At 23.9% G+C, this 16,661-nt stretch carries 15 protein-coding genes and 1 pseudogene; 5 read left to right on the top strand and 11 right to left on the bottom strand.

Annotated elements, in window-relative coordinates:
* Position 1: 1 nt before the first annotated feature.
* Positions 2-1,729 carry a sensor histidine kinase gene (locus tag ARA19_RS02775; protein ID WP_055069419.1) on the bottom strand — a complete coding sequence of 576 codons (1,728 nt, stop codon included), beginning with the start codon at positions 1,727-1,729 and terminating at the stop codon, positions 2-4.
* Between the two features lie 374 nt (positions 1,730-2,103).
* Between ARA19_RS02775 and ARA19_RS02770 the strand changes: the two genes are divergently transcribed.
* Together ARA19_RS02770 and ARA19_RS02765 are read left to right on the top strand one after the other, a co-directional pair.
* Positions 2,104-2,631, top strand: coding sequence for a YesL family protein (locus ARA19_RS02770; protein WP_242862378.1), 528 nt, complete (start codon positions 2,104-2,106; stop codon positions 2,629-2,631).
* A gap of 138 nt (positions 2,632-2,769) precedes the next feature.
* Entirely contained in the window at positions 2,770-4,062 is a 1,293-nt protein-coding gene (locus tag ARA19_RS02765; protein WP_055069418.1) for a glycoside hydrolase family 125 protein, read from the top strand.
* Between the two features lie 549 nt (positions 4,063-4,611).
* Here the strand turns inward: ARA19_RS02765 and ARA19_RS02760 are convergent.
* Positions 4,612-5,910 (bottom strand): YcxB family protein, encoded by a 1,299-nt coding sequence (locus tag ARA19_RS02760; RefSeq protein ID WP_055069417.1) that lies wholly within the window; start codon positions 5,908-5,910, stop codon positions 4,612-4,614.
* A 503-nt stretch (positions 5,911-6,413) separates the two neighbouring features.
* On the opposite strand from ARA19_RS02760, the gene ARA19_RS02755 reads away from it, so the two are divergent.
* A complete protein-coding gene (locus ARA19_RS02755; protein ID WP_055069416.1) occupies positions 6,414-6,788 on the top strand; it encodes a hypothetical protein in 375 nt (124 codons plus the stop codon).
* Positions 6,789-6,935: 147 nt separating this feature from the next.
* Here ARA19_RS02755 and ARA19_RS02750 read toward each other — a convergent pair whose 3' ends face one another.
* Both ARA19_RS02750 and ARA19_RS02745 read right to left on the bottom strand, forming a co-directional pair.
* On the bottom strand, positions 6,936-7,433 hold the full coding sequence (locus ARA19_RS02750) for a hypothetical protein (RefSeq protein WP_055069415.1): 498 nt from the start codon (positions 7,431-7,433) through the stop codon (positions 6,936-6,938).
* On the bottom strand, positions 7,423-7,962 hold the full coding sequence (locus ARA19_RS02745) for a hypothetical protein (RefSeq protein ID WP_055069414.1): 540 nt from the start codon (positions 7,960-7,962) through the stop codon (positions 7,423-7,425). Before ARA19_RS02745 ends, ARA19_RS02750 begins: the two co-directional genes overlap by 11 nt.
* Between ARA19_RS02745 and ARA19_RS18265 the strand changes: the two genes are divergently transcribed.
* A complete protein-coding gene (locus ARA19_RS18265) occupies positions 7,957-8,196 on the top strand; it encodes a glycoside hydrolase family 125 protein (protein WP_084764177.1) in 240 nt (79 codons plus the stop codon). The two genes, ARA19_RS02745 and ARA19_RS18265, sit on opposite strands and share 6 nt — an antisense overlap.
* A gap of 266 nt (positions 8,197-8,462) precedes the next feature.
* Positions 8,463-8,837: a hypothetical protein gene (locus ARA19_RS02740; protein WP_055069413.1), complete on the top strand. Its 375-nt coding sequence runs from the start codon at positions 8,463-8,465 to the stop codon at positions 8,835-8,837.
* Between the two features lie 156 nt (positions 8,838-8,993).
* Here ARA19_RS02740 and ARA19_RS02735 read toward each other — a convergent pair whose 3' ends face one another.
* The 7 genes and pseudogenes from ARA19_RS02735 to ARA19_RS02700 form a co-directional block, all read right to left on the bottom strand.
* Positions 8,994-9,248 (bottom strand): hypothetical protein, encoded by a 255-nt coding sequence (locus ARA19_RS02735; RefSeq protein ID WP_055069412.1) that lies wholly within the window; start codon positions 9,246-9,248, stop codon positions 8,994-8,996.
* Positions 9,249-9,832: 584 nt separating this feature from the next.
* Entirely contained in the window at positions 9,833-10,381 is a 549-nt protein-coding gene (locus tag ARA19_RS02725; RefSeq protein WP_055069410.1) for a hypothetical protein, read from the bottom strand.
* A gap of 12 nt (positions 10,382-10,393) precedes the next feature.
* Entirely contained in the window at positions 10,394-10,927 is a 534-nt protein-coding gene (locus tag ARA19_RS02720) for a hypothetical protein (protein WP_055069409.1), read from the bottom strand.
* Positions 10,928-11,162: 235 nt separating this feature from the next.
* On the bottom strand, positions 11,163-11,948 hold the full coding sequence (locus ARA19_RS02715) for an endonuclease/exonuclease/phosphatase family protein (RefSeq protein ID WP_055069408.1): 786 nt from the start codon (positions 11,946-11,948) through the stop codon (positions 11,163-11,165).
* A 34-nt stretch (positions 11,949-11,982) separates the two neighbouring features.
* Complete coding sequence (locus ARA19_RS02710; protein ID WP_055069407.1) at positions 11,983-14,220, bottom strand: TIM-barrel domain-containing protein; 2,238 nt, start codon at positions 14,218-14,220, stop codon at positions 11,983-11,985.
* 153 nt (positions 14,221-14,373) lie between these two features.
* Positions 14,374-14,967, bottom strand: a pseudogene (locus tag ARA19_RS02705) (AAA family ATPase); the annotation flags it as partial.
* 222 nt (positions 14,968-15,189) lie between these two features.
* Positions 15,190-16,350 (bottom strand): NADH-dependent flavin oxidoreductase, encoded by a 1,161-nt coding sequence (locus tag ARA19_RS02700; protein ID WP_084764172.1) that lies wholly within the window; start codon positions 16,348-16,350, stop codon positions 15,190-15,192.
* Positions 16,351-16,661: the final 311 nt, after the last annotated feature.

Below are 16,661 nucleotides of genomic sequence, written 5' to 3'. Positions count from 1 at the left end.
TTTAATTCACCTCTTTACAAGGAATAGTAACAATAACCCTTGCTCCTTTACTATTATTCTCTAACTTTATCCCATAACTCTTACCATATGTTCCTATGATTCTTTCCTGTGCATTAATTATTCCTATAGATTTTTCCCCTGTATTTTCAAGACTTCCTTGTGATATATTTTCATTTAGTTCTTTTAATCTATTTATAGGAATTCCTCTTCCGTTATCATCTATTATAATTTTCAATTTATTATTTGACTTTATAACTTTAATCCCTATAAAATTGTTCTTTTCATCTAATAATATTCCATGAACAAAATAATTTTCAACTAAAGGCTGTAAAGTAAATTTTATTATTTCATTATTATAAAGTTCACTTGGACAATCTATATTAAAATCAAATTTATCCTTATATCTAAATTTAAATATTTCCATGTACTTTGTACAATAATCTAATTCTCCCTTTAAGGTAATAATATTATTATCCTTTACTTGTTTTCTAAAGAGATAAGATAAATTATAAAGCATTTTTCCTACTTCTTTATCACCATTACAAATTGCCTTCATTCTAATGCATTCTAATGTATTATATAAAAAGTGTGGATTAATTTGATTTTGTAATGCCACCATTTCAGCTTTTTTCTGATTTATTTCTGCTAAATAACTTTTATTTATATATTTATCTAATTCCATACACATTTCATTGAAATTTTCTGATATATATTTTATTTCATCTTTTTCATTATCTATTGGTATTCTTACCTTTAAATTTCCATTTTTAACTTCTTCCATTGCACCTAAAATATTATTAGTTCTTTCTGTAAATTTCTCAAGTTTAATTTTCAATATAGATAAGGTTACAATTAAAGTTGCAATATTAAAAAGAATTATAGAATTATAAAACATCTTAGGTGATTCAATTAAATTCTCTGTCGAAATACTAGTTATAATTCCAATATTATCTGAAAAATTAAATCTAACTCCACTTAATCCTTTCTTTAATTTTAACCTTTCTTTATTTTCTAATTCTATTAGATTATTTATATTAACACCATCAGAATAATTTTCATCTTTAAAAACAGTTTGCTTTTTTGTATCTAATAATAAAACACCATAGTCATCTCCATATTTTGAAATTATGTTCTTTATTGAATCTAAAGAATAACTTATAACTAACTTTCCTTCTATTTTAAGATTGTCTGGATTTTTTATATCATTAATACAAAGTAACTTATTTTCAAAAAAAATCATCCTAGGTAAGTTATCCATTGTATTATCAAAATTCTCTATTTTTTTATACTTAATTTGGTTTAAATCATTAAAAGATTTATATTCTTCTAATTTATTACTAATAAAAGTAATGTTAAGTATTTTATCACTAGATATAAATGATTTTTCTACAAAAGCCTCTACCCCTCTATAAGTAAATTCCTTATCCTGAGAGAAAACATCTAACTTTTCTTTTAAATAATCATTAGTATCATTATTTAAAAACTTTATTATATCCTTATTTAACATATAATCATAATACATATTATTAATTAAGTATTTATTAGAATTTTCGATTTCTCTCATTATCTCATTAATATCATTAGCTAATTTTTCACCTAAATAAAATCGATTTCTTTTATTGTTAGATTTAACATAATTGATTATATATATGTCAAATATACCCACTAAAAATACTGCAACCAAAGTATAAGTAAAAAATAATTTTTTATAGAGCATAGACCTTTTCATTTTACAAACTTCCTCCCTCTATAATACAATTCACCCCTTATAATTCCATTTAATCATAATAAAATTATATTTTAAATAGATTAAATGTAAAATTTATATATTTAATGTATTTTTTATATATTTTTCTATAATAATTACATAAAAGTTTGAATTTTCACATTAATTAAATTATACTAGCTTTATCAGAAAACATTTTCATTCTTTTAATAGGGAGGATTTTTCATGTCAGAAATTTTTAATTTAGAAAAGATTTTCGATGTTTTTAATTATATTTTTTCTTTTTTCGCTCTTAACTTACTCTTTATGTTTTTTAACATACCTATTATCTTATTTTTTTATTTGTTGGTATAAGCAATATATTTAATTATTTTCCTTTGTTTTTACTTTGTCTTTTACCAACAGTTCCTTCATTTAATGTTTTAATTTATTGTATGAATAAATTTTTTAAAAAGAAAGATTTAAATATAATAAGTGATTTCAAAAGTGGATTTTTATTAAGCTTTAAACAAAGTATTTTTATATGGGCTGTAGAGCTTTTACTAATACTTTCTTTATGCTCAAATATAAGATTTTTTAAAGTAGCTTTTAATAGTACTCTTTTAAGTTGTTTATTTATAGGACTTTTACTTCTACTAGTTTTAATGACACCTTTTATATCTTTACTAGTGAGTTTATTTTCAATAAAAACATTAGATATTTTTAAAAATGCATTTATTCTAATATTTACAAGACCAATATTAGCTATAACAAATATTTTATTACTACTCATGTCTTTAGTATTATTTGAAATAAGTCCTGGTACAACAGTTTTATTTATAGCAAGTATTCTTTCCTTTATGTTTGTATTTGCTAATAAAAGTTTAATTAAAGAGTTAGAAAGTCTAAGTAAAGATCAACAATAAATTTGAGCTTTAACTGGATTAATTATAAAATCGTTTAATTTATTCTAGAAAGGTTCTTAAGAAGTATTTTTTTAAAAGAAAAAAACATTTACAATAGCCATATGATAATTAAAAATTAAATTAATAAGGGGTATATTTATGACAATTAATTATGAAATTAAATTAGAGAATTATAGAAAATTAATTAGAAATATTGCTACTAAAATTAGCCAAGATATTGAAGATGAAAAATTAAAAAAATTATTTTTTAATTGTTTTATAGATACAATGGAAACTACATTAAGTATAGATGAAGAAGATACTTTTATAATTACTGGTGATATTCCTGCTATGTGGCTTAGAGATTCAACTTCACAAATTGAACATTACTTACCATTTATAAATGACCATACTGAACTTAAAGATATTTTTGTTGGTCTAATACAAAGACAAATGCAATGTATTTTAATTGATCCTTATGCCAATGCTTTTAACAAAGAGGCTAACGGAAGAAAATGGGACAATGATATAACAAAGGATAGCCCTTGGGTATGGGAAAGAAAATATGAAATAGATTCACTTTGTTATCCTGTAAGATTAATATATAAATATTGGAAAACAAGTAATGATACAAGCTTTTTCAATAAAGATATAAAGAAAGTATTTGAAATCATAATAGATTTATGGAATGTTGAACAATACCACTTTGAGAAATCTGATTATTCATTCCAAAGGCTAAACTGTTCTCCAACAGATACTCTTTGTAACAATGGTCTTGGAAACCCTGTTGATTATACTGGAATGACTTGGTCTGGCTTTAGACCTAGTGATGACGCTTGTGAATACGGGTACCTAGTTCCTGCTAACATGTTTGCCTCTGTTGTTCTAGGCTACATAGAAGAAATATCAGATGAAATTTATAATGATTTTACACTTAAAAATAAAGCTTCTAAACTAAAAAATGAAATTGATGAAGCTATTGAAAAATTTGCTATAGTAGAAAAAGAAGGTTACGGAAAAATTTATGCCTATGAAGTAGATGGCTTAGGTAACCATAACTTTATGGATGATGCTAATGTTCCAAGTCTACTTTCTATTCCATATATAGGCTATAAGCCAATTGATGATGAAATATATCAAAATACAAGAAGATTTATACTAAGCAACAACAATCCTTTTTACTATGAAGGAAAAGCTGCTAAAGGTATAGGAAGTCCACACACACCTCCTCAATATATCTGGCACATTGCTCTTTCAATGCAAGGATTAACTACAAATAATGAAGATGAAATTAACTATTTAGTAGAAACACTAAAAAATACAGATGGAGATAAAACTTACATGCATGAAGGCTTCCACTGTGATGATCCAAATAAATTTACAAGAGATTGGTTTGCTTGGTCCAACTCATTATTTTCACACTTTATATATCATAAAGTACTAAAAAAGTAATTCTAAAAACTCATTTTAGATAAATAGCTATACTTTTATTTAAGTCAACATAATAAAAATATAAAATCAAGTAGATAAATTATATCTACTTGATTTAAATCCTTAAATTATTTAGATACTATAACTAATTTAATTTTTAAGTTATAGAAAAACTATTAACTACCATTGTCTTTTAAATTTATTGAATACCTTTACATTGTGTAATATAATATATTTGTAGATTAAATTAAACATTAAGTCCAACACTTTATATTATTTATTAATATGTACTTAAATTCCTTGTGGGTTTTCACTATCTCTTTCGACATGGGACTGTATCAGATTGATTATCTAATCAATCTGATACAGTCCCAATCCATTTCTCAATTCCTATAAGTTACCTATAAACATTCTATATATTTTTAATTTAACCACAAGTAAAAATTAAAAGAAAAGAGAAAATTGTTACCCATACTAATATCCATAACTTGTGTTTTTCAAAACGCGGAATAGTCAATAAGAGCATACAACTTAATGTTTCTTTTGTAGTCTCTTTCACTTTTTATTCTTCTACTTTATATCATTAAATTTACTTAAGATTTCTAAAAACTCTTTTTTCTCTTCATTGTTAGAAAAAGCTTCTTTAGGTATAACTAGCACTATATGTTTTTTATTTTTTACAAAAATAATATATTTCTTATTTTCAACTACCGAATATACGTCGCTTATCTTTATAACATATTTTTTATTATTACTTTCAATAAATATCTTTTTTCTGGCTAATGTTAAGCTTCTTTCAAGAAATAAATCTGGATGTTTAGCAAACTTTTTATTCCATATAATCACTGGCACAACCCATAATTCTATAAGTATAAATACACAAAGAATAAATATTCCAAATAAAATTTCTCCTTGTGCATAAAATATAAAAAAAAGGCTCATAACAATTATGAAAAGTGTACATACTATTTTATATATGTTAAACACTTTAGAAATTATAAATTCTCCAGATTTAACCCAATCCTTTTTAGTATTAACATATTTAACCTTAATACTAAATTTTTCATCTAATATTCTAGTTACAAATGCTTCTTGTACATTAAGCTTTGTTGCAATTTTCTTGTCTGAAAGGCCTTCTTCTTGTAATTCTAAAATTTCCTTTTCATATAAACTATCTAGTATATCTTGGTTTACATAATATATCTCTATATATTTTGTTAAATATCCACCTAATGTTTTTTCATCTGTTTCAATTCTAATAAAGATAGTTTCTTCATCATTCTTCCACCAATTAAAGTACTTATGCGAAAAATGTTTATTTTCAATTCTATTAATAATCTTCTTTTCTATAAGTTCTTTATATTTATTTTCTGATATTCTCTGGGTTAACCAAGATTTTTTTAATAAATCATGTTTAATTGCTTCATCTTCTAAATATTCTTCTATAGTTTCTGCTATTGGAAATAAAATTCCCATTGCAAAATCAAATATTTTACCATCTTGATCTATATGTGGGCCCCAATCTCCAGCATAATTATATTCCATACATTCATAATAATATCTAGTATCTAATACCTTCTTATTCTTTACTACATCTCTTATATCACAATGAATTGTATAGTTCTTTTTATAATCCTGTCTAATTATCCCCATTTTAAACCCATCACAAAAATTTTCTCCAATTCTATAAAATATTCCACCAAACCTCACTTGAAAATCTATAACTTTTTCAAATATAGGGCTACCTAATTCTTTAAATACTTTTTCTACTTCTTTTCTATCATTTAAAGCTTCCTCTATTTTTGCATCCTTCAACAAAGTAATAGCTTTATCTGATAAATCATAATCATCTAAATTTAATTCTTTCAATTATTTCTCCTCTTTAGCTTTTCTTCTAAATTATCTAAGTTAATTCTAAACTCTATTTACTTTTACAAGTTCATTTTTAGGATTATACCTCATAATTTTTTCACCTCTTAATATACATTTAATATTTCTATATAATTCTTAACTATACATTTTTTCCATAGAATATCAAATCTATATATTTTATACTATAATATTTTTAAACAAGCACTTAGTTTTATTTTATTAAAAAATATATTTAATTTAATAAATTTTATTAATCTGTGCAAATAAAATTTATTAAATTTAATTTGTATATAAGAAAAAAAGCATCCATACATAAAGTACAAGCTCTTCTTAGTTATATGTTAAAATAGCTCTTTGATAAAAAAATTAATCACACTAATAAAAGTACATATCTCCAAAAAATTTAATTTTCATTTCATAAAAACTCTTTATTTATTTGGTAAAATTCCCATATAAATTATAGTATTGTATATATTTACTTATATTAAGGTGGGATTGACATGAATGATTTAAATGATTCAAACGAATTAAAGGAATTGAAAGACAACTTAACTTCAAACTTTTTACTTTCTATTGCTCAAGGTATGATATTTTTATTTTCTGTACCTTCTGTTTTTTTCAATGATACTAATTATATTTATTTTAATATTTTGAAACCTAAATATGATGCTTTTGCCTTAGGAATTTATGTGCTTATAATAATATCTATACCTATTATTTCATTTATTTTTTCAGTAATGCTATATTTTATCTTAAGCATAAAAAAACCTCATATGACAAAGCAGATTATGACAAGTATTAATCTAATTAATTTATTAATGCTACCATTTATGATTTTTCTATATCGAATGATTGATTTAATCTGTTTACAATAAAAATATAAAAGCAATGAAAATAAGTAAATAAACTTTTTTCATTGCTTAAAATTAACTAGTTATAGTGATATTTTTAATATATATTAAAAATATTTCCTTATGTGTTTAAGAAGCAATATAAATCTTCTAAATAAATAACTGAAATTTCTAAATCTTATTCGCCATATAATGTTCTTTTACATAATTCTCAAAGTCTCTAAACTTTTCAGCATCTTCTCCCTTTGAAATAAATATTGTTTCAGTTTTATATTTCATTACAATATAGTCTTTAGAAAATTCTATTTTTTTTATATCTTCCCAATATAATTTTTCTTCTATAATATCACGATTTAAAATTAAATATTCATCTTTCATATCTAAATAAATATTATTGTAATTTTCAAAACACTCAAAAGTCTGTTCAATAAAAAATCTCATCAAAACCTTGTATATAAATATGAAATAAAAAATAAATATCATAGAAAAAAATATTCCAATTGTAATTATATTTTGTCCTTTAACAAAATCTAAAGAATCTATAAATAAATATATAATATATGAAGCAACTACAAAAGAACTAATCATTAGCCTTTCCATGTAAGTTTCAAGAAAATATTTATTTATAACTTTGTTTTGATTTAAATTGTAAGATAATTTAATCACCATACTTAATTACCTCAACATTCTCTTTAATTCTATCTAATAAATATTTTTTATTCATTAATTTATATAGTGGAATAATAGCTACTATATTTTTATTATTATATAATAATAAAATATCATTACTTATCTTAATATTTCCCTTAATTAAATTTACTTTTATACTTGTTTTTTTAGACATCAAAAGTAGCTCTTTTTTTTCAGAATCAATATTAATAAAAAATTGATCAAGTAGATATTTATATCTAAAACTTGAAAAATTCTTGTCATTTAGTTTATTGATAACTATAAATATAGGAACTAAACAAAAAGATAGCATAACCATAGAAATAATAATAAAATCTTTCTTGACATATAAAATTGAAGTATTATTTATTATAAGATATATACTAAATAATGCTAAAATTATCATTACTAAAATACAAGAATGTATATAAGATGTTCTTTTAAATGCTTTTATTCTATTTTTTTTATAGTTATTATTAAATTCCTGATTTACCTTCTTCAAATCATTCACATCTATTGAAATATACAAAACTTCACCTCTTTATATGCTATATTCACAAATATATGCTATTATGCTATCATAAAAATATTAACCTTTTTTCAGGAAAAAAAGAACAATTTGAAAATTAATATTTATGAAGATAAAACTTATATGCATGAAGGTTTCCACTGTGACGATCCAAACAAATTTACAAGAGATTGGTTTGCTTGGTCCAACTCATTATTTTCACACTTTATATATCATAAATTACTAAAAAAGTAATACAAAAAATTCATTTTAAATAAATGAAAAATTATATATTAAAAGCTGACTTTGAATTAAACCAAAGTCAGCTTTTTAATTTTATTAATACTTTCTATAGCACAAAGTAAATACTTAATCATTAATTTCTAAATTTCATTTTTAATTAATTATTTTCAGTCTGTTTATCTTAAGTCTATAATACCTTAGTATTGTAAAAATATAGGTAATATCTTCAAATTATGAATTGATATCAATACATATATTTACATTAAGGTGGGATTAACATGAATGATTTAAATGATTCAAATGAATTAAAAGAATTAAAAGATAATTTTATTTTAAACTTTTTACTTTCTATTGCTCAAGGTATGATATTTTTATTTTCTGTACCTTCTGTTTTTTTCAATGATAATGATTATATTTATTTTAATATTTTAATACCTAAATATGATGCTTTTGCTTTAGGAATTTATGTGCTTATAATAATATCTATACCTATTATTTCATTTATTTTTTCAGTAATGCTATATTTTATCTTAAGCATAAAAAAACCTCATATGAAAAAGCAGATTATGACAAGTATTAATCTAATTAATTTATTAATGCTACCATTTATGATTTTTCTATATAGAATAGTCGATTTAATTTGTTCACAATAAAAATATAGAAGCAATAAAAGATTATCTAAAAGGGGCTATATCAAACCCAGTACCTTAACTTATATTACTTTTTATCTGCCGAGATAGCTATATAGGTACAAAATGCTGTGACCATTGAACTAGTTTTACGTGGGTGAGTGGTCACAAATGGTGAACCTATATAGCTAGATAAAAGGCAGTGATGATGTATCTATAATTTGATACATCCCCTTTCTTACTTACTACTTTTTTTAAATAATCAAATAAAATTCTAGATAAAACTACAAAAATAAATGCTATTAAAACTATGCTTTTATATTCTTTATCTACTAAGCAATATGAAATAATTGTTAAAGAACCTATAAGAAAAAACACTATTCTCCACATATAAATCTCTCTTCCTTTATTTTTTAATACTCCTCTTTTATCCATGCCTTTCTCTGCTAGTTATATAATCTTAAAGAATTAATATTACAAATTGCTCCTTACCTCTTCTCAAATTAAACTTAACTTATTAATCAAATTATCTCACTCTCACATCTAACTTTAATATAATTCAACATAAATAAAACTATATTTATAATCATTATGCCACCTATAAAATTAAATAGCTCTGTCTTTATTGATATAATAGTAATTATTAAAAAAAACATAAATAATGGCCTTATAAATTTATATATCCCTTTTTCAAACATATAGTAAACAATAGATAATATACAAAAGATAATATCAATAAAAAGTATGCTTATAAAAAATATTAAATTTTTCATTTCAAAGGAAAGATAAATTCCTAAAATACATTGGTTTATTACAACAAAATTTAAAGCTGCCCCTATTACCTTTATAAAAAATTTTGATAAATCTATTAAATAAGAAAAAAAAGATATTAATTTATTCATTTCTGCTCCTTTTACATAAAATATTATGGTTTCCTTTAATTATTTAATAAAAAAAATTACTAACAGCAATTTCTCTCTAAAAATAATTACTGTTAGTTTTTTATTGGTGTATTCACTTTAATAACTTCTTATTATTTTTTCACTAAATTTATCAATTAAAAATGACTTTACTTTTCTTGCCTCTTCATTATTTAAAGGAATAAAAAAGTCTCTAAACTTACTAGAAGTTATTGTTACAAATTCATTAGTTATTTTTATATTACTTAAATTTTCTTTATTTAAATTATAAGTTGAATTTTCATCTTTAATTTTAATATCCTGTTCACTTACAACTATACAATATTTTTTATTTTTATACTTTTCGCCAAAAATTGTCTCATTATGAGAATAATAAAAAAAGTTAAAGATTTTATTATTCATTTTTTTAGAAATATAATAAAGAAAGAAAAACAATATAATAAAAAATAACATTGCAATATTCATCATATAAAAATTATATTTATTTTCGATGTTAAATTTAGAGTTCATGACCCAAAATAATATTGCAATAAGAAAAAGAGATTTATAAAGTGCTGATTTTTTTAAAGAAAGATTAGATTGATTATTTATATCTAACCAACTTGTAAAATCTTCTTTAGTTATTGTATATTCATACTCAATCTTCATAATTAATAACTCCTAAATACATTCTACATTTTGTAAATGATTTTCAAGATAATCTTTGATACTTCCATTAGAGCTCTCTAAATTTATAAAGAATAATGGCTCTCTATATTTATCCATATAAATAACTAAGTTTCCTTTAGTTCTTCTATATTTTATATGCTCTGTATTTAAAGATACATTGTAATTTGCATTTTGAATAATAATATTATTTTCATTTTTATAAATATAATTGTTACCAATAAACTTATTGAATTCTTTCGTATATTCTAAAAATTTTTTCTTTGCTAACCTATATAAATAAAGTCTTGCCACGATGATTATTGGAACACTTAAATATAACATTTTATAAACATAATAAAATTTAAAAATTAATCTATAGTCATATCCAATAAACAAAAGTCCATTAAAACTTATACAAATTAATAAAAATATAAGAACATACTTTTTATTATCAAATCTATACTTAAAATCTTTGATATTTTTATAGCTCATAAATATAAAGTTATTTATAACTTTTACATCATTATTAGAAATATAAAATTCCATTAAGCTTCTCCTTCATTTTAAAATCACACCATATTAATAGTACCTTATATTTTTATACTCATTATTGATTAATTATTAAATTTTTGTATTAAAAAAAGCAAAATTAATAATTAACTTTGCTTTTTAAAATTATATAGGCATATTTTAAACTTTAACAGGAAAATCTCTAAGTCTTTTTATAATGTCTTTATGATTATACTTATCATAAATATTATTCTATAAACCCAATAATTTCTTATAAATCTAAGGTTCCCATAAGTGCATAGTGGTCTGATGGATATGAACCATCTATTTTCCTGCTATCTATATAAAGATTACTACATTCTATCCCTTTAGAAACTAAAATATAATCAATTATTCCACCTTCAAAGCCTCCCTTAAAGTCGTGAAAAGTTCCTAATATTTTATGATTAAATTCATTATAAAGATTTTTTATTTGAAAATCCTTAGATTGTTCCTTGTTTATTACTTGAAATACTTCATCATCTAGATGACAATTAAAATCTCCCATTAAGATAAATTTAAGACCTTCTCTCATGTAATTTTCTTTTATAGTTTTTATAATTAATTCAATTCCTTTTACCCTTGCTAATTCGCTTTCATGGTCCAAGTGAGTATTATAAAGAATAAATTCTTCATTAGTTAATTTATTTTTAAACTTACAATAGGTACAAATTCTTTCACATGCTGTATTCCAACTTTTACTTCCAGCTACATTTGGAGTTTCTGAAAGCCAGAATTGTTTCCAATAAATAGGCTCTAGTATATCATTTCTATAAAAAATGGCATTATACTCTCCCCCACCATTTGCTTCTCTTCCTTCACCAACATAACTATAATTTTTTAGTTTTTTTTCTATGGAGTTAAGCATATGAATCAATCCTTCTTGAGTTCCAATACAAAGAGGATTATTTTTTTCTATTACATCTAATATTTTTTCACATCTTGAATTCCAAGAATTCTTCCCTTCTGAAGTAAAATCATATTTTAAATTAAAAGTCATAAAATTATTTTTTACCATATAAAATCACCTACCTCTAAATAAGTGTAATTCTTTAAATTAATATAAAACTAAAATTTTCTTCCTCAATATTCTTTTCAACTGTCTCTACAGAAATTTCTCCATCTTGAACTACTATATTATAAAGATTAAATTTATTATTTTTATACTCCATAGATTTTCCATCATCATAATAATAGGTGCTTTTTGCATTTTCACCATAAATTTTATGAAGAACCTTATTAGGTCTTTCCTCCATGTTCTTATATTTTTCATTGTAAGTTGGAATTATAGAACCTTCCTTAATAAAAAATAATATTTCATCTAAAGGACATTTAAATTTATATCTTTTCTTTCCTTTAAAACATTCATTGGTTTTATAGTTATACCAATTTCCTTCTGGCAAATAAACTATTTTTTCTCTTTCTCCTTCATAAAAAACTGGTGCAACTAGTATGCTATGTCCAAACATAAATTGTTCTCTCATATTATAGACATTTTCATCATTTTCAAATTCCATTACAAGAGGTCTAAATACAGGAATACCTTCCTTATAGGATTGATAAAAACAATTATAAATATAAGGCATTAATTCATATCTAAGTTCTATATGCTTTTTAGCTATTTTTTCTGCTCTAGTTCCAAATGCCCATGGTTCTTGTCTTCTTGTATACATATTTGAATGGTTTCTGAAAATAGGCAAGAATACTCCAAGTTCCATCCATCTTATGAAAAGTTCCTCTGTACAATCTAACCCAAAACCACCAACATCATTTCCTACAAAGGAAAATCCACTTATCCCTAAATTTGCATTCATTGAAATAGACATTCTCATTTGATCCCATTTACTACTATTATCACCTGTCCATATAGAAGAATATCTTTGTCCTCCTGCATAAGTAGCTCTTGTCATAGAAAATTCTCTTTTATTTTCATGTAGTTCTCTTTGAGCTTCATGGGAACATCTACTCATTTCCAACCCATATCTATTATGAAATTCCTTATGTTCTATAACTCCAAAATCTCCATTATGAATACATCTCTCATCCATAGTTTTGCTATCACTATTAAATACACAAGGTTCATTCATATCATTCCAAATTCCTGATATGTTATAATTTTTTATAAATTTTTTCAGTTCATCCTTCCACCAATTTCGTGCATCACTATTAGAGAAATCAGGAAAAGCACTATCCCCTGGCCAAACTGCTCCAACAAAAACATCTCCATCTAATTTTTTTGTAAAATGATTTTCCTTAAGTCCTCTTTTATATATTCCATAATCTTCATCAACCTTAACCCCTGGGTCTACAATAGTTACAACTTTAATTCCCTTTTCTTCTAATTCGCTAATAAGCTCCTTAGCTTTATTGAAATGTGGTTCTTTAAAGGTCATTACTCTAAAACCATCCATATAATCTATATCTAAATAAACTACATCTAAAGGTATTTCCTTCTTTTCAAAGGTTTCAACAATATCCTTAACCTCTTCTTGAGTAAAATAACTAAACCTATTTTGTTGATAACCTAAAGACCAAATTGGTGGCACATCCATCTTTCCTGTTAAATCACCATAATTAGAAACTATATCTTTTATAGAATCTCCTAAAATAAAATAATATAAAGCTTGTCCTCCTACTGCCCCAAAAAATATTCTATCCTCATAAGCCTTTCCCATATCAAAATAGCTTCTATAACTATTATCAAAGAATATTCCATAAGGTTTATTTTCTTGTAATGCTACATAAAAAGGAATTGTTTTATAATACTTTAAATAACTATCATCTGTATCTGGGTCATCTGTATTATAATTTTCTGTATAAGTTCCCTTCTTATTTAGGCTTCCCCCTTTTTCTCCTAAGCCATAATAAGCCTTTGCACTATTAACCTTTGATATATAAATATTTCCCTCATCATCCTTAAAGGTTGGTTGAAAATCTTCACAAATAATATTGCCATCAGTATCCTTAAAAGTTATTTCTGTTGTTCTTTTATCAACTACAGTAACAACCTTTTCTCCATTTATAAATAAAAAATCTTTGTTTTCTTTTACCTTTAATTCCTTTGAAACAGCCTTAAGAATTACTGCATTAGTTATACTTTCAATTTCTCCCTCTTCAAAGAAGAAAACCTTTACTACTTCATCATTAAAATAAGTAATTTTAATTTTTATTCCTTGAAAATCTACAATGATCTCATTATTATTAACTTCGTAGCTTCCATAAATCCTATTACTATCTCTATAAAGCTTAAATTTTTGATTCAAATCCTCTCTATACTTTAAATCCATCATAAAGCACCCCTTAATAAAATCTTATCTATACCTAACTTTATCATCTTCACTTTATTTTTCTATATAAAAAAATTTTTTCCTAGAATAATTTCATAAATTATATAATTATTTCAATAAATAATTTTTCCTAAAAAAGGAGTATATTAAATTAGTAGGTAAAACTCCTGTCATATATGTCAAAGCTACATATGATTGATCTTTTAAAAGATTTCTTAAAAACTCTAGAAAATCATTTTGATTTTCTACAAAAAGATTATTATTAAAAATATAATCCCATTCATCAAAAATAAATATAAATTTATCTTTAGTATCATATAGTATAGAGCTTATATTAAAATAATTATTAGGATTAATTTCTGGATACTTTTCTACTATATCATTTTGTATAGTTTCTCTTATCATTTTTATATAATCATCGTAAGTATCTCCAATTTCTGATATCTCATTAAATGATATATTAATCACATTATATTTATTTAAGTGTTTTTCATAATTTTTACTTTTTCCTATATTTGGATTATCAAAAATCTTCCTTGAATCTACTACCTTAGAGTAATAAGCTCCTAACATATCAGCAACCGATGATTTTCCAAATCTCCTTGGTCTCGTTATGCAAACATACTTACTTTTAGTAAATATTCTATTATTAATTAACTCTATTATCTTGGACTTATCAATAAAATATTCTTCATTAAAAAGTTCTTGATAATTTTCAAAAGATTTAATTGTATTCAAGTACATAGTCATAACCTTTCACCCCCAACTCAATAGATAATACCTATACTATTTTAATAATATATACTCATTTTAATTTTTAACGCATTTATAATAATCATAATATTAAATTAAATTATTTTTACTTATAACTCAAAACCTCAAATTCTTTAATTATAAAAAATTTTATTAAAAAAGAGCCTTATTTCTAAGACTCTTTTTCTCCATAATATTATATTGATATTTACTTCCAGATTACATGAAGTAGAACCAGTTCTTAACGCTCTTTATCATTTCAGCCATTTTTACTGGTATGTGTTGTTCAGCTAAATCATTTGGATGTATAAACATATCTGTTTGTTCATCTCTTTGAACTTTTTCTACCCAATCAGGATCTGCTACTATTGAGTGTCCTAAAGCTAGTAAGCTATATCCAACTTTCTCTAATGCATTATTTGCATCAACTTTAGTCATAACTTCACCAACACCGATTAATGGTTTTCTACCATTAATTTTTTCTATCATTACTGATCCTATATATCTTCTATCACTGTTATCTCTTTTTTGTGTTGCTCTGTAGTGAGCTGTTGATAAATGTAAGTAATCTAATTCTGTATCTGATAATTTATCAACTAAGAATTCTGAATCAGCTAAAGTGATTCCATTTTCACCTTCTTCTTCTGGTGAGAATCTATAACCTACTATAAAGCTATCATCAGCAAATTCTTTTTTAGCTTTATTTACAGCTTCTATAACTGCTAGAGGGAATTTAATTCTATTTTCTAAGCTTCCACCCCATTCATCAGTTCTTAAGTTTGAAGCTCCTGAGAAGAATTGTTGAATTAAGTATCCATTAGCTCCATGAATTTCAACACCATCAAATCCTGCTTCTATAGCTCTTCTTGTAGTTTCATAGAATCCATTTATTATTTCTGTTATTTCTTCAGCTTTTAATTCTCTTGGAACTCTAGCTCCTGAACCATCTAAAGGTCCTTTTGGTGATTTAACAGCTGATGGTGCTACTAAATCTTCATGTATTCCTTCTCTTCCAGCATGGAATATTTGTAGAACTGCCTTAGCACCTTGTCCTTTTATAGCATCAGCTAATTTTTTTAATGAAGGTATGAATTCATCACTACCTGCATAAAATTGATTCTTGAATCCTTGTCCATTTGGTTGGAAGAATGTACATCCTGTTACAACCATAGCAACCCCTGTTGATCTTGCAGCATAGTAATCTGCTTCATCATCAGCAACAGTTAAGTCATCATTTGATGCACATGTTGTCATAGGTGCCATTACTAATCTATTTTTTAAAGTTACTTTTTCATTTAATTTAAGTTCATCAAAAACTGTTAACTTTTTAATACTATCATCATCAAAAGATTTAAATTCGTTTCTAAATAATAACGCCATATTTTCCACTCCCTTTAAGTATAAAAATACTTAATTTCTTTTGTATTTTAATTCCATCGAAATACTCCAATTTAACTGCACTTTATTATAAATTGGTTTTCATTATCTTAATAATACTACTAATTCCCCTCTTTAAGTCAAGTGCTAATAAAAAAATTTATAAATCATCATTTTTATTATAAAAACATTGAAAGATTGCATATATAATAACCTTAAATTTATCCATTTTAAACATGACAATTCCTAGCTGTTTTATGGAATTTCTACCTTATCTATCTTTCCTTGACAGCTCCTTAAACCTAGGACTAAAC

The sequence above is a fragment of the Clostridium massiliamazoniense genome (assembly GCF_001403635.1).
Taxonomy (GTDB): Bacteria; Bacillota; Clostridia; order Clostridiales; family Clostridiaceae; genus Sarcina; species Sarcina massiliamazoniense.
The sequence above is the reverse complement of the archived record's forward strand: the minus strand, read 5'-3'. Positions and strand labels throughout refer to the sequence as shown.